This is a genomic window from Mycobacterium sp. SMC-8 (genome assembly GCF_025263565.1).
Taxonomy (GTDB): Bacteria; Actinomycetota; Actinomycetes; order Mycobacteriales; family Mycobacteriaceae; genus Mycobacterium.
This window is the reverse complement of sequence record NZ_CP079865.1, coordinates 4676047-4696953: the sequence shown is the minus strand read 5'-3', so window position 1 is coordinate 4696953 and position 20907 is coordinate 4676047. Positions and strand designations below refer to the sequence as shown.

Annotated in this window: 17 protein-coding genes; 7 read left to right on the top strand and 10 right to left on the bottom strand. The window is 69.4% G+C overall.

Annotation, left to right across the window (positions count from 1 at the left end):
* Positions 1–88: 88 nt before the first annotated feature.
* Complete coding sequence (locus KXD97_RS22765; protein ID WP_260752619.1) at positions 89–559, bottom strand: DUF5078 domain-containing protein; 471 nt, start codon at positions 557–559, stop codon at positions 89–91.
* A gap of 79 nt (positions 560–638) precedes the next feature.
* Positions 639–917, bottom strand: a complete 279-nt coding sequence (locus KXD97_RS22760; protein WP_260752618.1) for a hypothetical protein — start codon at positions 915–917, stop codon at positions 639–641.
* Between the two features lie 152 nt (positions 918–1069).
* On the opposite strand from KXD97_RS22760, the gene KXD97_RS22755 reads away from it, so the two are divergent.
* A complete protein-coding gene (locus KXD97_RS22755; RefSeq protein ID WP_260752617.1) occupies positions 1070–2344 on the top strand; it encodes an MFS transporter in 1275 nt (424 codons plus the stop codon).
* A 20-nt stretch (positions 2345–2364) separates the two neighbouring features.
* On the opposite strand, the gene KXD97_RS22750 is transcribed toward KXD97_RS22755, so the two are convergent.
* Both KXD97_RS22750 and KXD97_RS22745 read right to left on the bottom strand, forming a co-directional pair.
* Positions 2365–3528 carry an acyl-CoA dehydrogenase family protein gene (locus KXD97_RS22750; RefSeq protein ID WP_396884547.1) on the bottom strand — a complete coding sequence of 388 codons (1164 nt, stop codon included), beginning with the start codon at positions 3526–3528 and terminating at the stop codon, positions 2365–2367.
* An 18-nt stretch (positions 3529–3546) separates the two neighbouring features.
* Positions 3547–4371, bottom strand: a complete 825-nt coding sequence (locus tag KXD97_RS22745; protein ID WP_396884546.1) for a hypothetical protein — start codon at positions 4369–4371, stop codon at positions 3547–3549.
* Between the two features lie 369 nt (positions 4372–4740).
* On the opposite strand from KXD97_RS22745, the gene eat reads away from it, so the two are divergent.
* Genes eat through eutC form a run of 3 tightly spaced genes read left to right on the top strand, consistent with a single transcriptional unit; the run spans position 4741 to position 8335 of the window.
* Positions 4741–6180: an ethanolamine permease gene (gene eat / locus KXD97_RS22740; protein ID WP_260752616.1), complete on the top strand. Its 1440-nt coding sequence runs from the start codon at positions 4741–4743 to the stop codon at positions 6178–6180.
* Positions 6177–7586 (top strand): ethanolamine ammonia-lyase subunit EutB, encoded by a 1410-nt coding sequence (locus tag KXD97_RS22735; RefSeq protein WP_260752614.1) that lies wholly within the window; start codon positions 6177–6179, stop codon positions 7584–7586. Before eat ends, KXD97_RS22735 begins: the two co-directional genes overlap by 4 nt.
* Positions 7583–8335 (top strand): ethanolamine ammonia-lyase subunit EutC, encoded by a 753-nt coding sequence (gene eutC, locus KXD97_RS22730; RefSeq protein WP_260752613.1) that lies wholly within the window; start codon positions 7583–7585, stop codon positions 8333–8335. The genes KXD97_RS22735 and eutC overlap by 4 nt, the downstream gene beginning before the upstream one ends.
* Here the strand turns inward: eutC and KXD97_RS22725 are convergent, their stop codons facing one another.
* Both KXD97_RS22725 and KXD97_RS22720 read right to left on the bottom strand, forming a co-directional pair.
* Entirely contained in the window at positions 8336–8983 is a 648-nt protein-coding gene (locus KXD97_RS22725; RefSeq protein WP_260752611.1) for a sensor domain-containing protein, read from the bottom strand.
* Entirely contained in the window at positions 8980–11313 is a 2334-nt protein-coding gene (locus KXD97_RS22720; RefSeq protein ID WP_260752610.1) for a Tex family protein, read from the bottom strand. The genes KXD97_RS22725 and KXD97_RS22720 overlap by 4 nt, the downstream gene beginning before the upstream one ends.
* Before the next feature lie 50 nt (positions 11314–11363).
* Here KXD97_RS22720 and KXD97_RS22715 point away from each other — a divergent pair, with 50 nt between their 5' ends.
* A complete protein-coding gene (locus tag KXD97_RS22715) occupies positions 11364–13022 on the top strand; it encodes a thiamine pyrophosphate-requiring protein (protein ID WP_260752608.1) in 1659 nt (552 codons plus the stop codon).
* Positions 13023–13081: 59 nt separating this feature from the next.
* Positions 13082–15232, top strand: a complete 2151-nt coding sequence (locus tag KXD97_RS22710; RefSeq protein ID WP_260752607.1) for a catalase — start codon at positions 13082–13084, stop codon at positions 15230–15232.
* A 44-nt stretch (positions 15233–15276) separates the two neighbouring features.
* Here KXD97_RS22710 and KXD97_RS22705 read toward each other — a convergent pair whose 3' ends face one another.
* Positions 15277–16065 carry a SigB/SigF/SigG family RNA polymerase sigma factor gene (locus KXD97_RS22705; protein WP_260752605.1) on the bottom strand — a complete coding sequence of 263 codons (789 nt, stop codon included), beginning with the start codon at positions 16063–16065 and terminating at the stop codon, positions 15277–15279.
* 75 nt (positions 16066–16140) lie between these two features.
* Positions 16141–17898: a CheR family methyltransferase gene (locus KXD97_RS22700; protein WP_260752603.1), complete on the bottom strand. Its 1758-nt coding sequence runs from the start codon at positions 17896–17898 to the stop codon at positions 16141–16143.
* A 103-nt stretch (positions 17899–18001) separates the two neighbouring features.
* Here KXD97_RS22700 and phoU point away from each other — a divergent pair, with 103 nt between their 5' ends.
* Positions 18002–18706, top strand: a complete 705-nt coding sequence (gene phoU / locus KXD97_RS22695; RefSeq protein WP_260752602.1) for a phosphate signaling complex protein PhoU — start codon at positions 18002–18004, stop codon at positions 18704–18706.
* Here the strand turns inward: phoU and KXD97_RS22690 are convergent.
* Together KXD97_RS22690 and KXD97_RS22685 are read right to left on the bottom strand one after the other, a co-directional pair.
* Positions 18673–19977, bottom strand: coding sequence for a UDP-glucose/GDP-mannose dehydrogenase family protein (locus tag KXD97_RS22690; RefSeq protein ID WP_260752597.1), 1305 nt, complete (start codon positions 19975–19977; stop codon positions 18673–18675). The two genes, phoU and KXD97_RS22690, sit on opposite strands and share 34 nt — an antisense overlap.
* Positions 19974–20849 (bottom strand): glycosyltransferase family 9 protein, encoded by an 876-nt coding sequence (locus KXD97_RS22685; RefSeq protein WP_313901321.1) that lies wholly within the window; start codon positions 20847–20849, stop codon positions 19974–19976. The genes KXD97_RS22690 and KXD97_RS22685 overlap by 4 nt, the downstream gene beginning before the upstream one ends.
* Positions 20850–20907: the final 58 nt, after the last annotated feature.

The window sequence follows — 20907 nt, the reverse complement described above, 5'->3', positions numbered from 1 at the left end:
ACGCGAGTGTGGGTGTTGTGCACGCATTTCTCTGAAAATCCGTGCACAACCCCCACGTTCGTGCTTCCGACGGGCGGGGCTGGCCCGGTTACCGGGCGACGGGCCAGTGCCACACGGACATGTCGCCGCGCGGATAGTTCATGCAGACGTCGGTGGCGTGCGCCACGACGCCCTTGTTGTTGAAGAACAGCTTGGCCCAGTTGCCCCACCGGGTGGCGACCTGCTCGTAATACACGTTGGTCGCGGTGTTCTCGGAGTACTGGCGGCGGCCCACCGGGTCGAGCGAGAAGAACCAGTGGATGCGGTCGAACGCGGCCTGCTGGACGTCGGCCGGCCGGTTGCTCCGGTCGATCATGTAGCGCTCGAAGTACACCGGGCTGGTGTCCCGGGCAGCCGCCATGTACTGCTCGACGTCGCATGTGGTGTGGATGATCCGACGCGGAATCGGATAGTCCTCGGTGGAATCGGCGACGGCCGGTCCGGCCAGGCTCGCGCTGACCGCGGCGGCGCCGAGGAATCCCAGACCCACCCGTGCGACGCGACTCATCAGTCCGCTCATCGTTTCTCCAGCTTCATCGTTCGGTCGGGTCTCGAAGATTCTATAGCGCAGCTAGGCAATTCGGGGGCCCCGCTCCCGGTCAGCCACCACCGGTGACCGGGTTGGAGGTCAACGAGATCCATCCACCGTTGATCCACACGCCCCAGCGTCCGCCCCAGCCCGAATTCCAGACCACCGGCTGGCCGATCCAGACCTCGGCGGGCTTCGGGGGCGCCCAGGCCGGCGGCACCTCACCGAGCACGGGAGGCGGTGGCGGAGGCGCCGGTTGCGCGCCGGCGACGGCAGCCGCACCCCAGAGGCCGGCGGCCAGTCCGCATGCGACCGCGGCGACGGACAGCGTGGTCTTGATCGAGGTCATCGCATCACTCTCGGGTCGGTAACCGGGCGGGATAATTAGCATATATAACCAGCGGTGGACGCGGCCAATCCGGGGGGCGCGGTTTGCCTGCCTCGAGCCCGCGCGCATGACATTCTTGGTTCCGTCTGTAACGCGTCCAGCGAGGAGAACTGATGTCGGCACCATCGGCCGTCGAAACAGGCAGCGACACACACGGACCGCGCCGGGCGTGGGCGGCGGTCTCGGTCCTCGCGGTGGTCGGGACACTCAACTACGCCGACCGGTTCCTGCCGGCAGTGCTGGCCGAACCCATCCGGCAGGACCTGTCGCTGTCCGACACCGCCATCGGGGTGATCAACGGCTTCGGCTTTCTCGCCGTGTACGCGCTCATCGGTATCCCGATCGCGCGTGTCTCCGACCGGGGCGCGTACGGCCTGGTGATCTCCGGGTGCCTGTCGCTGTGGGGGGTGATGACGATGCTCGGCGGCGCCGTGCAGTCCGGCTTCCAGCTCGCGCTGACCCGGGTGGGCGTCGCGATCGGGGAGGCCGGTTCCACCCCCGCCGCGCACGCCTACGTCGCCCGCAACTTTGCGCCCGAACGCCGCGCCGCTCCGCTGGCCGTCATCACCCTGGCCATCCCGCTGGCCAGCGCGGCCAGCCTGATCGGCGGCGGCCTGCTGGCCCAGGCGCTCGGCTGGCGCACGGCGTTCGTGGTGATGGGCGTGATCAGCGTTGCGTTCGTTCCGGTGGTGCTGGCCGTCGTCGGGCGCAGGCAGCGGCCTGTGACCGAAGCCGTTGCGGTGCGGCAGGTTCCGGTCAAGTGGTGGGACATCCTGCGCAAGCCCAGCTATCTGGCGATCGTCGCGGGGGCGGCGTCGATCTCGGTGGCCGGTTACGCGCTGACGACGTTCGCGCCCGCGTTCCTGATGCGTGCGCGCGGCATGTCACTGGGTGAGGTCGGGCTGCAGTACGGCCTGGCCAGTGGCGTCACCGGCATCCTCGGGCTGCTGGTCGTCGGCAAGATCGCCGACCGGCTGTCGGCGATCGATCCCCGTTGGCTGTTGTGGCTGGTGGCGGCGATGACGGCGGCGCTTATCCCGTTCTCGACGCTGGGTTTCGTCGTGGGCAGCACGACGCTGTCGGTGTGCTTCATCGCGTTGAGCTACGTCGTCGGGACGGCCTACATGGCACCGTCGATCGCGGCGATCCAGCGGCTGGTTCCGGCCGAGCAGCGCGCCACGGCCTCGGCCATCTTCCTGTTCTTCAGCGCAATCCTGGGTTCGGTGGGCCCGCTCGTGACGGGCATGATCAGCGACGCGCTGAAGAGCGAAGTCGGCGACATGTCACTGGGCCGGGCGATGCTGTGTGTGGTGCCGCTGATGCACCTGGTCGCGATCGGTTGCTACCTGCTGGCGAGCCGGCGCTATCTGCGCGAGATCGTCGCCTGAGCTGATCGAGCGCCCCGCGATCAGAGCCCGAACTGGTCCTCGACGACGCCGAGCCACACCTGGGCGGCGTCGATCGCCACCTTCTCGCTGATGAAGGCGTGCTGGGTTCCCGTGTAGAGATCCCGGAAGGCCCGCTCCAGGCGGCTGCCCTCCCGGATCGAACTGGTCCCGGCGGCCAGATGCGCCCACTCGGCGCAGGCGCGGGAGGTGTCGGTGGCGAACACCGCCGCGACCCGCATGTCCGCGCGCAGGGCGGGGGTCAGCTCACCGCCCGCGGCCACCGCGGATTCGGCGCTACCGAACGCGTCGAGTACGAGCAGCCTTGCGGCGCGCCAGGCCGCGACGTGGTGCGCCAGCGCTTTCTGGAATGTCGGCCGGCTGGCGAGCGCCGCCATGTCGCTCATCCGGAACTTGGTCGCCGCCAGCTCGGTGACATCGTCGAGCATGCTCTTGGCCACGCCGAGTGCCCAGGCCGCGTGACCGGCCGCGGTCACGGGCATCATGCCCATCCGCGTCGCCGGTGAACTCCCCCGCTTCGGTTCACGGGTGAACAACGCGAACGTGCGGTCGTGCGGGACGAACACGTCCTCGATCGCGTAGTCGTAGGAACCGGTGCCCTTGAGACCCTGGACGTGCCAGCCGTCCTTGAACAGCACATCCGCGCGTGGCACGACGGCCACCCGCATATCCGGCACGCCTTCGGCGAGCCACTGCATCTCACCGTCGACCATCGGCAGGAAACCGGCCGCGACGTATTCGGCGTGTCCGGTGCCCGAACCGAAACTCCACGATCCGGTCAGCCGGTAGCCGCCGTCGACCGCGATGCCCTGGCCGTTGGGGAAGAACTGCCCGCCCATCGTGACGCGGTTGTCGTTGGCGGTGAACACCTCGGCGAATCCGCCGTCGGGAAGATAGGCGGCCGCGGCGAAGGACGACGGCAGGTTGGCGATCCCGACCCAGCCGAACGAGCCGTCCTGCCAAGCCATTTCGATCCAGGTCTCGATCATCTCTGCGAAGGTCGGTTCCACCCCGCCGGCCGGTACCGGGTTGAACGCGGTCATCAGCCCGCTCGACCACATGGCGTCCACGACCGCCGGCGTCATGGTGCGGATCCGCTCGGATTCTGCCGCCTGTTCGCGCACCAGCTCGCGCAGGCCCCGGGCGCGTTCGGTCACCGCCGTCACGGCGTCGACGTTAGCTGCTCAGGGCAGGGCAGTGAACATGTTCGTCGGATCTGTCATCTCCACCGGCACCGGCGTCACGGTGACGACAGTGGCGGGGCCCGGCCATTCGCCGGTGAGATGTTGTTGCGGGGCCTCCGGAGCGGGCAGGTGCGGCACCGCGGCGGGAACGGCGGCCCGGGCCGGTGCCGGCACCGGGACGTATGCCCTGGGCGCGGGTCGCCACGACGGGGTCACGACCTGCTCGGTCGGCTCGACCACCTTGCGGACCATGCCGGCGACACCGCTGGCGGGCGCGGACACGGCGACCCAGCCGGTATCGGCCTGATCAGATGCCGCGGCGTCTGTCTGCTGAACTTCCGGCACCGCGCCCGAGGTCAAGCTCAGGGCGGTCAGCAACGCGGCCGCGGCCGCGCCGAGGACGGCCATCGCGATCCTGCGGCGGCTCAGGCCGCGACGGGGGCCGGCCGTCTCCTCGGCGGGCCTCTCGGCGAGGGCAGCCCCGTAGGCCAGGGCGAGGCGGGGCGCGGTGTCGGGGGCGATCATCACGCGCATCGCGTCTGCCAGCGGCACGGTGTCGACGTCGGCGATCTGGAGCTCGTCGAGCTGCTCACGCAACCGGTGCCCGTCGCGGGTCACGTCGTCGCTGAACGTCAGCCGGATCCGGTCGACGTCATGGCCGCCGGCGGTCGCGATCGTGCGGGCGCTCCTGGCGGCGGCCCCGGCGGTCTCCGTGCCGGCCCGGAACTCGAGATCGTCATGATCGAGGACGGCGCCGTCGGTGTCGTCGACCAGCACCCAGGCGACGGCGTGGGCAGTCAGTGAGAGCCCCAGAACCATGCCCACGGCGTCCCCTTCCCGTCGTTCACCGGTGTGTGCGATCTATCGGGCGCCGTCGAACCGGTGTTACAAAAGTCGGCTTCATGCCCGATCGGTACTGGACACGGTCCGCCGCACGCCATAGGCTCCCCCTAAAGGTCGACTCTCAGACCTTTAGGTTTCGCCAGGCGTTCGGCAGACCGGCAGGAGCGTAACGCCGCCCCGCGAGTTCCGCGCGGCGCGCAGGATGTGCACACCGGGGGCCACGCCGGTCCTTTCTGCACCTTCGTTCCGTTCAAAAGAGTTGTGACGCAACCAATTTCGAACCGCATTGCAACGCGCATGCAACGTCACGGGAGTAGTGTGCTACCCCACACGTCGAAGGGAGTTCGGTTCATGAGCGGCGAGAGTCGTGCCCACCGCGCCACGCGCGGTGTCGAGGAGCACCGCGAGTCACAGGAATATCTGCAGAAGCGGCAATTGCAGAAGGGTACCGCCGGCTGGATCCTGCTGGCCGGGCTGGGCATCAGCTACGTGGTGTCCGGGGACTACTCCGGATGGAACTTCGGCCTCGGGCAGGGCGGCTTCGGCGGTCTGGCCATCGCCGCGGTCATCATCGCGGCGATGTACCTGGCGATGGTGCTCGGCATGGCCGAGATGTCGTCGGCGCTGCCGGCCGCCGGCGGCGGGTACACGTTCGCGCGCCGGGCACTCGGCCCGTGGGGCGGGTTCGCCACCGGCACCGCCATCCTGATCGAGTACGCGATCGCGCCGGCCGCGATCGCGACGTTCATCGGCGCCTACGTCGAATCGCTCAACCTGTTCGGCATCACCGACGGGTGGTGGGTCTACCTCGCCGCGTACGCCATCTTCATCGGCATCCATCTGTCCGGTGTCGGGGAGGCGCTCAAGGTCATGTTCGTGATCACCGCGATCGCGCTGGTCGGCCTCGTGGTGTTCGCCATCGCGGCGATCCCGCGGTTCGACAGCGCCAACCTGACCGATATCGCGGTCACCGACGCTGCCGGCGCCTCGCCCCTGTTGCCCTTCGGTCTGCTCGGAATCTGGGCGGCGATCCCCTTCGCGATCTGGTTCTTCCTGGCCATCGAAGGCGTCCCGCTGGCCGCCGAGGAGGCCGCCGAACCGGAGCGCAACGTCCCCAAGGGAATCATCGCCGGAATGGCGGTGCTGCTGGTGACGTGCGTGACCGTGCTGGTCCTCACACCGGGCGCCGGCGGCGCGGCCGCGATGTCGGAGTCGGGGAACCCGCTCGTCGAGGCCCTCGGTGACAGCACCTGGGCCAAGGTCGTCAACTACATCGGACTCGCCGGGCTGATCGCCAGCTTCTTCTCGATCATCTATGCCTACTCGCGCCAGCTCTTCGCGCTGTCGCGGGCCGGGTACCTGCCGAAGATCCTGTCGGTGACGAACTCGCGCAAGGCACCGACGCTGGCGTTGATTGTGCCCGGCGTGATCGGGTTCCTGTTGTCGCTGATCGGCCAGGGGGCCCTGCTGTTGAACATGGCGGTGTTCGGAGCCGCGCTGAGTTACGTGCTGATGATGGTCAGCCACATCGTGCTGCGCAAGAACGAGCCGGACATGCCGCGGCCCTACCGCACCCCGGGCGGCGTGATCACGACGGGCTTCGCCCTCGTGATCGCGGTACTGGCGGTCATCGCGACGTTCCTGGTGGACAGCGTCGCCGCGTTGTGCTGCCTATTGGTCTTCGCGGCGTTCATGGCGTACTTCGGTCTCTACAGCCGGCACCATCTGGTGGCCAACTCCCCCGACGAGGAGTTCGCCGCCGTGGCCGCCGCCGAGGACGAGCTCAGGTGACCTACCGCCAACAGGTTTGCGGGCACACCTACCAGTTCGACGGTCTCGTCGAGGTGATGGCCAAGGCCACCCCGGTCCGCTCCGGCGACGAGCTCGCCGGGTGCGCGGCCGAATCCGATGCCGAAAGAGCCGCTGCGGCATGGATTCTCGCCGATCTACCGTTGGCCACCTTCCTCGACGAACAGGTGGTGCCCTACGAGACCGACGACGTCACGCGGCTGATCATCGACACCCACGACCGGCAGGCGTTCGCCCCGGTGGCCCACCTGACCGTCGGCGGCCTACGAGACTGGTTGCTGGACACCGCATGTCAGGCCGGCAGCGCCGAACGCATCGCGGCGGTCGCTCCGGGGCTCACCCCGGAGATGGTGGCGGCGGTGTCGAAGATCATGCGCAACCAGGATCTGATCGCGGTGGCCGCGGGCGCTGCCGTGCACGCCGCGTTCCGGACCTCGATCGGGGTGCCGGGCACGCTGGCGACGCGGCTGCAACCCAACCACCCGACCGACGATCCGCGGGGCATCGCGGCGGCCACGCTGGACGGGTTGCTGATGGGCTGCGGTGACGCGGTCATCGGTATCAACCCGGCCACCGACTCGCCACAGCACACCGAGGATCTGCTGCATCTGCTCGACGAGATCCGGCTGCGGTTCGACATCCCGATGCAGTCCTGCGTGCTGACCCACGTGACCACCACGATGGAGCTCATCGAGCGGGGTGCCCCGGTCGACCTGGTGTTCCAGTCGATCGCCGGAACCCAGGGCGCCAACGCCAGCTTCGGCATCACGCTGCCGATGCTGCAGGAGGCCAACGAGGCAGGCCGTGCGCTGGGCCGCGGCACCGTCGGCGACAACGTGATGTATCTGGAGACCGGGCAGGGTTCGGCACTGTCGGCGGGAGCGCACCTGGGCACCGGCGGCCGCCCGGTGGACCAGCAGACCCTGGAGACCAGGGCCTACGGCGTGGCCCGGGCGCTGGACCCGCTGCTGGTGAACACCGTCGTGGGTTTCATCGGCCCCGAGTATCTCTATGACGGCAAACAGATCATCCGGGCGGGGCTGGAGGACCACTTCTGCGGCAAGCTGCTCGGGCTGCCGATGGGTGTGGACGTGTGCCACACCAACCATGCCGAAGCGGATCAGGACGACATGGACACGCTGCTGACCCTGCTCGGTGTGGCCGGTGCCGCCTTCGTCATCACCGTGCCCGGCGCCGACGACGTGATGCTGGGCTATCAGAGCCTGGCGTTCCATGACGCGCTGTATGTCCGCAATGCGCTGAAGCTGCGGCCGGCGCCGGAGTTCGAGGCGTGGCTGGCCCGGCTGGGCATGGCCGACGACGACGGCAGGGTGCTGCCGGTCGATCCAGCCGCCTCTCCGCTGCTGGCCCTGGCGGCTGGGTCATGAGCGCCGCGAAAGACGTTTCCCCCGAGGATGTCTGGGCGCCGCTGCGCAGCGCCACCCGGGCCCGTATCGGTCTCGGGCGGGCCGGCAACGCCCTGCCGTCGCGTCGCGTGCTGGAGTTCAAGGCCGCCCACTCGGCGGCCCGCGACGCCGTCCATGTGCCGTTGGACACCGACGCATTCGCCGCCGAGGTAGAGGCTCTCGGTCTCGGCGCACCGCTGCTGGTGCGCAGCCGCGCGGCCGACCGTGCCGAATACCTGCGCCGGCCCGACCTCGGGCGCCAACCGGCCGACGTCGACGCGCTGCCCCAGACCGGGGCCGACATCGGCGTCGTGCTGGCCGACGGGCTGTCCCCGCGCGCGCTGGCCGAGCACGGCGTCGGACTGCTCACAGCGCTGGCCGATGAGTTCGACGGCCACTACCGGCTGGCGCCGCCGGTGATCGCCACCCAGGCGCGGGTCGCGCTCGGCGACCACGTCGGCGCGGCACTGGGCGTGACGACACTGCTGATGGTCATCGGCGAGCGTCCGGGCCTGTCGGTTGCGGACAGTCTTGGGATCTACCTGACCCATCAGCCGCGGGTGGGCCGCACCGACGCCGACCGCAACTGCATCTCCAACATCCACCCACCGGACGGTTTGGACTACCGCACCGCCGCCCGCACCGCGGCCGTCCTGGTCGCCGGTGCCCGGCGGCTCGGGCGTTCGGGGGTGGCGCTCAAGGACACCTCGCGGGCCCAGTTGCCCGGCTGATCACGCGGTGGTGTCGGCCAGCGCCTCGATCCGCTTCAGCGCGTCGGCGGCCAGCGCCGGCACGTCATAGCCGGGTGCGCCACCGCAGGTGGTGATCTCAACGGCGGCGTTGTGCGCGGCCACGAACAGGTTGTCGCAGTTCCAATCAGACGCGCGCAGGGACCAGAGCACGGTGCCCTCCGGTGCGGTCGACGGGTGTGGCCGCACCTCGAAGTCGTAGGAGCGGTCCCGCATCGTCGTGACGCTCAACGCGGTGCCGCCACACCGTTTTACGGTCTGCCGCACCGTGTCCAGCGCCGTGGCGGGATCAAAATCCGATCGGTAGACCGCAACCATCTCCTCGACGTAGAACCGGCCGTCCTCGGTCATCCAGTGCCCGCCGTCGGTGGCCAGCGGGCCGGGCGCGTCGAGGAACGGCGGGTCCACCTCGCGGGCCAGCCCGGCGCAGCGCTCCGGCTCGGCGACCACGAACAGATTGCCGTCCTCGCCGGACACCTTCGGGCTGAGCAGATCGGCGACCTGAAGCGTGGTGATCGGCGCGGCCAGCGATGCGGGCCGCGCCTGCGGGTTGTCCACGTGCCGGGTGCAGGAGGTCAGCAGCGCGACGACCCCGACCCCCGCCGAGCACCATCGCGCCGCCTTCGTCATCGGCCGAAGCCCGCGTCCCGTAACGCCTGCGCCATCGAGCCGGCCGGGCGGCTCTGCTCACGACGTCCGGAGTTGTTGGTGCGCTGCGGATTCCGCTTCGGAGGTCCTGGCCGTTCGGCGCGCCGGGGGCCGCGCTCGGGCTTGGCCTCGTCGTTGAGGCGCAGGCTCAGGCCGATGCGCTGCCGGTCGACGTCGACGTCGACGACCTTGACCCGCACCACCTGACCTGAGCGCACCACTTCGTGCGGGTCGGAGACGAAGCGGTCGGCCATCGCCGAGACGTGCACGAGCCCGTCCTGGTGCACACCCACGTCGACGAACGCGCCGAACGCCGCCACATTGGTCACCACGCCCTCCAGGATCATCCCGACCTTGAGGTCGGCGACCTTCTCCACTCCGGCGGCGAACGTCGCAGTGGTGAACGCCGGACGAGGGTCGCGGCCGGGCTTCTCCAGCTCGGCGAGGATGTCGGTCACCGTCGGGATGCCGAACCGGTCGTCGGCGAAGTCGACGGGCCGCAGTTGCCGCAGCGCGCGTTCGTTGCCGATGATCTCGGCGAGCGTGACGTTCGAGCGGTCCAGGATGCGCCGCACCACCGGATAGGACTCGGGGTGCACGCCGGACGCGTCCAGCGGGTCCTGCCCGTCGCGGATCCGCAGGAAGCCGGCGCACTGCTCGAAAGCCTTGGGCCCCAGCCGGGGAACGTCGAGCAGCGCGCGGCGGTTCTGGAACCGGCCGGCCTTGTCGCGGTGAGCGACGATCGCCTCGGCCAGCGACTCGGTGATCCCCGAGACCCGCGACAACAGCGGAACCGACGCGGTGTTGAGGTCCACGCCGACGGCGTTCACCGCGTCCTCGACCACCGCGCCAAGGCTTCTGGCCAGGATGCCGGGGGTGATGTCGTGCTGGTACTGCCCCACCCCGATGGACTTGGGCTCGATCTTGACGAGCTCGGCGAGCGGGTCCTGCAGGCGCCGGGCGATGGACACCGCACCCCGCAGGGTGACGTCGAGATCCGGCAGCTCGTGCGCGGCGTAGGCCGACGCCGAGTACACCGACGCGCCGGCCTCGCTGACCATCGCCTTGGCCGGCGCCGTGCCCCCCGCTGCCCGAACGTCGGCGATGAGTTCACTTGCCAATGCGTCGGTTTCGCGGGACGCGGTGCCGTTGCCCACCGCGATCAGCTCGACGCCGTGGCGCACCACCAGTGCTGCCAGCGTCGCCTTGGCCTGGTCCCACTGCTTCTGCGGCTGGTGCGGATAGATCGCGCAGGTGTCGAGCACCTTGCCGGTGCCGTCCACGACGGCGACCTTCACCCCGGTCCGGAAGCCGGGATCGAGCCCCATCGTGGTGCGGTTGCCCGCGGGCGCGGCCAACAGCAGGTCCTTGAGGTTCTTGGCGAACACCGCGACGGCGTCCTGCTCGGCCCGCAGCCGCAGCCGCACCCGGGCGTCCACCGACGCCGACACCGACAGCCGGGTGCGCCACGCGAAGCCGACCGTGGCAGCCAGCCACGGGGTGGCCGGTGCGGCCGCGGTCAGGTCGACGCCCAGCGCGGCGGCGATCATCGCCTGGTAGGTGTCCTCGTCCCCGCCGTCCAGGCTCAGCGCCAGCACCTGCTCCTTCTCGCCGCGCAGCACCGCCAGCACCCGGTGGGACGGCATCGCCCAGAGCTGCTCGCAGTGGTCGAAGTAGTCGCGGAACTTCTGCGCCTTCTCCGCGTTCACGGATCCCTCGGATGCGGGCCTGGTCCTCAGCACGCCGTGCTCCCAGAAGCGTTCCCGCAGTGCGCCCACCAGCTCGGCGTCCTCGGCGGCGCGCTCGACGATGATGTGGCGTGCCCCGTCGAGTGCCGCGGCGGCGTCGGGCACGCTCTCACCGAGGTACTCCGCGGCCGCCTCCTCGGGCACCTGGGCCGGGTCGGTCAGCAGGCTTTCGGCCAGCGGCTGCAGGCCTGCCTCGCGGGCGATCTGCGCCTTGGTCCGCCGCTTCGGTTTGAACGGCAGATAGATGTCCTCGACACGGGCCTTGGTGTCGGCGGCCATCAGCGCCGCGGTCAGGTCATCGGTGAGTTTGCCCTGCTCCTTGATCGAGGCCAGCACCGCGTTGCGCCGGTCGTCGAGCTCGCGCAGATAGGCCAACCGCTCCTCCAGCACACGCAGCTGACCGTCGTCGAGGCTGCCGGTGACCTCCTTGCGGTAGCGGGCGATGAACGGCACCGTCGCACCCTCGTCGAGCAGGCGCACCGCCGCGGCGACCTGCGACTCCCCTACGGCCAGTTCTGCAGCGAGACGGGCGTTTACGGATTTGACCGGGCCAGACTTGATCACGCGCGGAACCCTACTCGGTTTCACTGACAGCCCGGCGGGTAGCCGCCGGTATGCCCACCGATGTGTCCGACTTCATCCTCGACCGCCTCCGCCAGTGGAACATCACCCACGTCTTCGGCTACCCGGGTGACGGCATCAACGGGCTGATCTCGGCGCTGAGCCGCGCCCACGACGATCCCCGGTTCGTCCAGGCCCGCCACGAGGAGATGGCCGCGATGGCCGCCGTCGGGTACGCCAAGTTCTCCGGCGAGGTCGGGGTCTGCCTGGCGACCTCCGGACCGGGCGCGGTCCACCTGCTCAACGGTCTCTACGACGCCAAACTCGACCATGTGCCGGTGGTCGCGATCATCGGGCAGACCGCGCGCAGCGCGATGGGCAGCAGCTACCAGCAGGAGGTGGACCTGCAGGCGCTGTTCGCCGACGTGGCCAGTGACTATGTCGTCGAGGTCAACGTGTCCGAACAGCTGCCCATGGCGCTGGACCGGGCCATCCGGACAGCGAGGACCCGGCGCGCGCCGACGGTCGTCATCGTCCCGTCCGATCTTCAGGACACGGAGTACGAACCGCCAGAGCACCAGGGCAAGCACCTCCCGTCCAGCGATCCCGTCGACGAGTTCGGGGTCATCACGCCCGCCGAGGGCCAGGTGCGGCGGGCGGCGGAGATCCTCAACGACGGCGAACGGGTCGCCATCCTGATCGGCCAGGGCGCACGCGGGGCACGGCGGGAGGTCGTCCGGGTCGCCGAACTCACCGGCGCCGGAGTGGCGAAAGCCTTGCTGGGCAAGGACGTTCTACCGGACGACCTGCCGTTCGTCACCGGCCCGATCGGCATGCTCGGGTCCCGACCGAGCCACAAGATGATGCGCGCCTGCGACACCCTGCTGATCGTCGGCTCGAACTTCCCCTACACCCAGTACCTCCCAGAGTTCGGTCAGGCCCGCGCGGTCCAGATCGACGACGACGGCACCTCGATCGGGATGCGGTATCCGACCGAGCTGAACATCGTCGCCGACGCCCGGGTCACCCTGGCTGGGCTGCAACAGCATCTACGTCCGAAGCCTCATACCCACTGGCGCGAAAGCATCGAAACGGACGTGCGGCGGTGGTGGACTGATCTGGAACAGGAGTGCATGCGTCCGGCTCAGCCGGTGAATCCGATGCGTATCGCCTGGGAGCTGCCGGATCGGTTGCCGGACAACGCGATCGTGACAGCCGATTCCGGATCCTCGACGGCCTGGTATGCGCAGTGTGTGAAGTTCACCGCCGGTGTCCGGGGATCGGTGTCGGGAACGCTGGCCTCGATGGGGTGTGCGGTGCCGTACGCGATCGGCGCGAAATTCGCCTATCCCGACCGTCCCGCGATCGCGCTGGTCGGTGACGGCGCGATGCAGATGAACGGCCTCAACGAACTGCTGACCATCGCCCGCTACCGCGACGAGTGGGACGACCAGCGCCTCGTGGTGTGCGTGTTCGGCAACGGTGACCTCAACCAGGTGACCTGGGAGCTGCGCGAGAGCGGCACGCCGAGGTTCGAGCCGTCCCAGACCCTGCCCGCCGTCAGCTACGCCGCGGTGGCGCAGACCATGGGCGTGGACGCCAGGACGGTCGAATCGGAAGACGACCTCGGCCGCGCGTGGGACTGGGCGTTGTCGGCGCCGGGTCCCACCCTGCTCGATGTGCGCTGCGATCCGGAGATCCCGAGCGTTTGACACGTTCTCCAACGGGTACGTCGGAAGGGCTCCCCCACCCGTCGATACGGAGGCACCACATGCCCGCTCCGCGTAAGCGAGACCAGTCCGCCCCTGCCAAGGTCAGTCCCACCGGTGCGTCGAAAAGCACTGACGAACAACCTGATCCGCGCGCACAGACGGGCCGGTTCCTCACCACCGCGCAGGGCGTCCGGATCCCCGACACCGATCACTCGCTGAAGGCGGGCAGCCGCGGCCCCACGCTGATGGAGGACTTCCACCTCCGGGAGAAGATCACCCATTTCGACCACGAACGGATCCCCGAGCGGGTGGTGCACGCCAGAGGCGCTGCGGCCCATGGCGTCTTCGAGGCCTACGGCAACGCCGCCTCGATCACCAAAGCGGCGTTCCTGGCGTCCAAGGGTAAGCAGACCGACGTCTTCTGCCGTTTCTCCACCGTGCTGGGTTCCCGCGGGTCCGCCGACACCGTGCGCGACACCCGGGGTTTCGCGGTCAAGTTCTACACCGACGAAGGCACGTTCGATCTCGTCGGCAACAACATCCCGGTCTTCTTCATCCAGGACGGCATCAAGTTCCCCGACGTGATCCACGCGGGCAAGCCGCATCCCGATCGTGAGATACCGCAGGCCCAGTCGGCGCACGACACGTTCTGGGACTTCGTGTCCCTGCACACCGAGGCCACCCACCACGTGCTGTGGAACATGAGTGACCGCGGCATCCCGCGGTCCTACCGCACCATGGAGGGCTTCGGGGTCCACACCTTCCGGCTGGTCAACGCCAAGGGCGAGACCAGCCTGGTGAAACTCCACTGGAAGCCGGTCGCCGGGGTGCACTCACTGGTGTGGGAGGAGGCCCAGCTGGCCGCCGGTTTCGATCCTGACTTCCACCGCCGCGACATGGCCGACGGCATCGAGGCGGGCGCGCCACTGGAGTATGAGCTCGGCGTGCAGGTGATGCCCGACGACGGCACCGAGACCTTCGAGGGCATCGACCTGCTCGACCCGACCAAGATCGTGCCTGAGGAACTGGTCCCGGTGCAGCTGATCGGGAAGCTCACGCTCAACCGCAACCCCACCAACTATTTCGCCGAGACCGAGCAGGTGGCCTTCCACACCGGCAACCTGGTCCCCGGAATCGAGGTCACCAACGACCCGCTGATGCAGGCCCGGCTGTTCTCGTACCTGGACACACAGCTGACCAGGCTGGGCGGGCCGAATTTCACTCAGCTGCCGATCAACCGGCCCCGCTGCCCGGTCAACGACATGTTGCGCGACGGTATGCACCAGAGCGCGATCCACACCGGGCAGGCGCCGTACCGGCCGAACAGCATCGACGGCGGCGAGCCCGTGGTCGCCGATGCGGACGAGGGCGGCTACGTGCAGACCGCCCGTCCGGTGGAGGGCCGGGTGGCGCGGGTCGCACCGACGTCGTTCGACGACCATTTCACCCAGGCGGCGATGTTCTACCGCTCGCTGACCCCGATCGAGCAGGCACACGTCGTCGAGGCGTTCACCTTCGAGCTCGGCAAGTGCTACGAGCAAGCCATCAAGGAACGGCAGCTGGAGGTGCTGTCCAACGTCGACGCCGAACTCTGCGAGCAGGTGGCGCAGGGACTCGGACTGCCCGCGCCGAAGGGTAATCCACCGGCCGAGGTGACGCTGTCACCGGCCCTGTCGCAGGTCGTCACCACACGGGGCCCGGTGAAGGGGCGCAAGGTGGCGATCATCGCCGACAGGGATTCCGATCTCGCCGGGGTCGCCAAACTCGTCAAGTCGCTGGACAAGGCCGGTGTCATCCCGGCGATCGTCGCGCCGGCGGGCGGCACTCTGAAGTCGGGCCGGCGCACCCTGACCGTGGACCGCACCTTCGACACCGCGCGCTCGATCGAGTTCGACGCCGTCGTGGTGGCCGGCGGCGCACTGGAGAATGTCGACATCAAAATGGTGATCCTGCTGCACGAGATGCTGCGGCACTGCAAGCCGTTGGGCGCGTGGGGCGATGCGCGTGCGGCGTTGCAGAAGGTCGACATCGACCTGCAGGATCCCGGCGTGGTGACCGACGATGACGCCTCGTCGTCGTTCGGTGCCGAACTGCTGGCCGCGCTGGGTCTGCACCGGGTGTGGGACCGCGCCGATTCGGTGATGGCCTCGGCGGTGGCACCGGTGCGCGCGGCGGCACCGGCCACCCGCCGGACTCGCCGCAGAAAGTGATGTTCGCTTTCCGGATACTGCTCCGCACAGCGTAGGACAGAAGATCAGGCGATCGCTGCGTCGTCCGCACCGCCCATTGCGGAGCGCAGGCGGCGCAGCGACTGGGCCAGGAGCCTTGACACGTGCATCTGCGACATCCCCATCCGCTCGGCGATCTCGGTCTGGGTCAGCGACTCGAAGAACCGCATGATGACGATCCGGTACTCCCGCCGCGGAAGTGACGCCAATTGCGCGCGCAGCTCGTCGCATTCGTCGACGAGGTCGAGGGCCGGATCGGGATCGCCGAGTCGGTCGGCGAGCGACGGGCTGTCCTCACCGGAGGTCGACGCGGCGTCGATCGACCGGGTCTTGAATCCCGCGGCGGCGGTGAGCGCCTCGGCGACCTCCATCCGGTCGACCTCCAACAGGGCTGCCAGTTCCGCCGCGTTCGGGGACCGGCCCAGGCGCTGAGTCAGCTCGGCGCTCGCCGGCGCCAGCGAGGGATAGAGGTCCTTGAGCCGCCGCGGCACGTTGACCGCCCAACCGCAGTCCCGGAAATAGCGTTTGACCTCGCCCAGCATCGTCGGGATCGCGAACGACAGGAACTCTGGGCCGGCCGCCGGATCGAACCGGTTGACCGAGTTCACCAGGCCCACCCGTGCCACCTGCACCAGGTCGTCGTGGGTCTCGCCGCGGTGGTCGTAGCGGCGTGCGATCCGGTCGGCGACGGGCAGGCAGCGGCGGATGATCTCGTCGCGCAGCCTGCCGCGATCGGCCGAGTCCGGGGGCAGCGCGCGCAGCCTGACGAACGCCGCGTGGATCCACGCGAAGTCAAGCTCGTCGCCGGAACTCATGTGGTTCGGGTACCCGTCGCGGTACGGGCGCCACCCGCTTACACGAACGCTTCGTTTGATGGATGACCGGCCGCGTCAGGCTGATCCTGGGGCCGGCGCCTGGCCCTGAGCCTCCATCAGCAGCAGCGCGCCGTTGACCGCATTGTCGGCGGAGCGGAACGCCGTGCACAGCACCCGAACCCGGGTGGCCCGCCCGCGCCTGTTCACCGCATCCACGGTGGTGTGCTCGCTGAGGTCACCGTCGACGAAGACCGCGCCGATGAGTGGTTTCAGCTCTTCGGTGGGCAGCCCGATGTCCAAGGTGGGCAGCGCTTTTCCGACGGCCTCATCGGAGCGCAGCCCCCACAGTTCCTCGCACCCGCGGTTCCACACCACCACCCGCATCTGCCGGTCCACCACCGCGAGGCCGAGCCGGATGGCCCCGATCAGGGATTCGACGAAAGCCGTCGACTCGTCGAGCTCAACGCTGCGCTCCCGCAACGTGTCGTTGATCGTGTGCAGCTCGTCGTTGGTCGACTGGAGTTCCTCGTTCATGGTCTCGAGCTCTTCGTTGGTGGACTGAAGTTCCTCGTTGGTGGTCTCGAGTTCCTCGTTGGTCGACTGAAGTTCTTCGTAGGCGGTCTCCAGCTGCCGGTTGGTCTGCACGATCTTGTCCACCAGCGCGCGGGTCGAGGTCACGTCGAAGAACACCACCGAGACGCCGAGCAGCGCGTTGTCGCCGTCCACCAGCGGGTTGACGTGGATCTCGAACCAGACCGAATCGCTGCCGGGCCGCTGCCACTGCACGTCCTGGATGCGTGCCGAGCGACGTTCCGACTTCGCCTGGTCGAGGTAGGCGCGCAGCTCGACCGGGCGGTACGAGACGTCGAGGTCGCGCAGCACCCGGCCGATGTCGCGGGCCGACAGCCCGAACGTGGTCTCTGCCTGCTGGTTGATCATGGCCACGGTGTCGTCGGCGGCCAGGACGATCTGCGCCACCGGACTGGCGCGGAAGGCGAGATCTCGGATTGTGGGCAGCCCGGTCGTGTCGGGGTGACGCTCGAACATCATCGCGGCGGGGTGACGCTCGCCGTTGTCGCCGGCCGTCGGCACCCTCCGGAAGACGCGGTGTCTCAGGTTCAGCGGTGTGAACCGGTCGGTGTGGCTGAGCAGCATCTCGGCGTGCCCGAGGAACAGCACCCCGCGCGGGGCGAGCGCGAAGTGCAGCCGGCTCACCATGTTGCGCTGGGTGTCGGCGTTCAGGTACATCAGGGTGTTGCGGCACACCAGCAGGTCCACGCGGGAGATGGGTGCGTCCTTGACCAGGTCGTTGCGGCCGAAGATCACGGCCCGCCGCAGGTCTTTCCGGAAGACGTACCGCCCGTTGACCTGGTCGAAATGACTTTTCAGAAGATCCACCGGCACCGATTCGACGGCCCTGGCGTCGTAGGAGGCCACACGCGCCTCGGCGAGGATCATCGCCAGCGTGAAGGCCTCCTGACCCGACGCGCACCCGGCGCTCCATACGCGGATCGGGTCGGCGGGGCCTCGCTCGGCCAGCAGTGTGGGCACCACCTCGTCGCGCACGTAGTCCCACGCGTCGGGGTCGCGGAAGAAGCTGGTGACGTTGATCAAGATCGTGTTGAACAGCGCCGCGAACTCGTCGGCGCTGGCCTGCAGCGTGTCCAGGTACTCCTCGTAGCTGCTGAACCCGGCCTGATCCATCCGGTGCCGGACCCGCCGAATCAGCGAGGTGCGCTTGTAACCGGTGAAATCGAAACCCCGGGCGTCGCGGATGTACCGCAACAAGACTTCGAAGGTCTCGTCCGCGTCATTGTCGGGCTGTGCGTTCAACCGTCATCGGTTCGCCGAGGTGCTCGGACGTGTCTGAACTTACTCGGTTTGACATCGTGTTCCCCGGGTACGGGGCCACAACGACGAGACTTCTGGGGACACCATGCGCGACGAATTCCATCAGGCCCTCGAGGTCCTGATCGAGGATCTGGCCGAGATGTGCGGCCGCGCCTCGGCGCTCGCACAGGGTGCCTCCACCGCACTGCTCGAAGGCGACGTCGCCGCCGCCGAGCGTGTCGCGTTCGACCTGAAACGGCTGACGCAGCTCGGTAACGCGGTCCACGAGCGCGCGTACAGCATGCTGGCCCTGCAGGCCCCGGTCGCGCGGGACCTGCGCGCCGTCGTCGCCGCGCTCTACATCGCCGCGGACGCCGACCGGATGGGCGGGCTGGCCTCCAACGTGGCGCGCACGGCGCGCCGCAGGCACCCGGAGTCCGTGGTGCCCGCCGACGTCCATGATCTTTTCGCCGAGATGGCTTCCACAGCAACGGAACTGGCGAATCTGGCGCAGGCGACCGTGCGGAGCCGGGACGCGGATCTGGCGCGCAAGGTCTGTGACAGCGACGTACGGATGAACGATCTGCACCGTGAGTTGTTCGCGCGGTTGATGAGCCCGCAGTGGCCGCACGGTCCGACCGTCGCGGCCGACCTGGTGCTACTCGGACGGTTCTACGAGCGCTTCGCCGACCACGCGGTCGAGATCGCCCGTCGTGTCCATTTCCAGGTCACCGGCACCCAACTCAGCGGCGGCGGGGACGAGCACGGCGCCACCCGTCAGAATCCGTCGGCGCATCCGCTGCCGAGGTAGCCGAGCCCGGCGGACCTGACCGCCGCGGGGTCGAGCATCGTGCGGGTGTCGGCGACCACCGCGCCCGGCGCCTGGTCGGCGATCTGCGACCAATCGAGGTCGCCGAACTCGGGCCACTCGGTGAGCAGCACGATCGCGTCCGCGGACTTGGCGGCGCGGTACGGGTCGTCGACGGCGATCACCCCGACCCGGTCCAGCGCACGGGCGTCTATCGCTGACAGTTGCGGATCGTAGCCGCACACCACCGCACCGTGGGCCGCCAGATGTGCGCACACCGCCAGCGCCGGGGAGTCCCTGGTGTCGCTGGTGTCCGCCTTGAAGGTGAGCCCGAGCGCGGTGATCCGGGCGCCGTCGAGACCGTCCCGCAGCGCTGCGAGCAGCGCGTCGCTGATGCGCCGCGGTTGCGCGGCGTTGGTAGTCCGCGCCGCTTCCACCTCGCCGAGTACCAGATTCCGCGATCGGGCCGTATGCACCAGCGCCGCAGTGTCTTTCGGTAGGCAGGAGCCGCCCCATCCGGGCCCCGGCCGCAGGAACGACGCGCCGATCCTGTCGTCGGCGCCCATGCACGCGGTCACATCCCCGATGTCGGCGCCCAACCGTGCGCACAGCGACGCGATCGAGTTCGCATACGAGAGTTTCACCGCCAGGAAGGCGTTGCTGGCATACTTGGCCAGCTCCGCGCTCTCGGGGCTCATCCGCAGCACCGGGCCGGCGTCGCCGTACGCGGCGCATACCAGCTCCGCGTCATGACAGGTCAGGGCGCCGACGACGATGCGGTTCGGGTGCACGAAGTCGGCGACCGCGTGACCTTCCCGGAGGAACTCCGGGCTGGACACCACCCCGATCCGCGCCGGCCTCAGTCGTCGCGCGGCCCGGCGCGTGGTGCCCACCGGCACGGTGGATTTCAGTGCGACCACCGCCCCCGGCTGCAGCACCGCCTTCAGCCGGTCCAGCGCCTGGTCGACCGCTCTCAGGTCGGAGGCCCCGTCGTCGCCCTGCGGTGTCGGCACACAGACGAACACCACGTTGCGGTCGGCCAGCCTCGCGAAGTCCGTCGAGAACCGCAGCGTGCCGGCCCGCGTGCCGGCGGCCAGCAGCGGCGCCAGTCCGGGCTCGTCGAGCACCGCGACGCCGGCGCACAAGCGGTCCACCTTGGCCCGGTCGATGTCGACGGCGACGGTGTCCACGCCGCGGTGCCCGCCCAGGCAGACCGCGGTCGTCAGCCCGACGTAGCCGGTGCCGACCACGCCGACACGCACCGGTCCGCTCATGGATGCCTGGCCAGCACGTCGCGGGCGGCGTCGAGCACCTGTGCGGCCGACAGCTGTAGCAGCCCGGGGTCCGGTTCGCCCGCGTGCGGGTCGCCGCGCTCACCGGCCCATAACGTGACGTGGCACCCGTCGCCGCGCGGGCCCCAGTGCGCGGGCGGGGTGGGGCCGAACAGCAGCACCGACGGCGTCCCGGTGGCCGTCGCCACGTGCCCGACGCCGGTGTCACCGCAGATCAGCAGCCGGCAGTCGCTGACCAGCGCGACAAGCGCGAGCAGATCCGAGGTGTCGGGCCAGATCGCCGAGCCCGGCAGCCCCGACGCCGCCCGGACCTCCCGGACCAGACCGGCTTCGGCGCCCGACCCGGTGATCACCACCCGCGCACCGTGCTCGGACAATGCCGCGGCGACCTCGGCGAACCGCTGCGCCGGCCACTGCCGCGCCGGCGCCCCGGCGCCGGGGTGGATCACCACCGCATCGGAGTGGTCGGGGTACCCGTCGGGCCGTCTGATCTCCAGATCTCCTGCGCGGCAGGTGATTCCGCCCCAGTGCAGGATCTGGCACCAACGGTCGACCTCGTGCTGGTCGGGTTGCCACGGCGGGCCGGCGATGTGCGGGAAGTCGTCGTGCCGGTGGGTCAGCAGCATTCGTGGCCGCAGGGCCAGCAGCGCCGCGATCGACTGCGGTCCCCGTCCGTGCAGGTTGACCGCAAGGTCCGGCCGGTCCGCAATGCCGCGGATCGGGCCCAGCTCCGGGGTGTCGACGACGTCGTCGACGGCGCCGGTGTGCAGGGCCAGCGCGCGGTACCGTGCGGGTGCGGCCAGCGTGATCCGAGTGTCGGGGTATCGGCGCCGCAGTCCGCGCAGCGCGGGCACCGCGGTGAGCAGGGTCGCCGAGCCCCAGCGCGCGCAGCACCACGATGGTCTGCGGGTC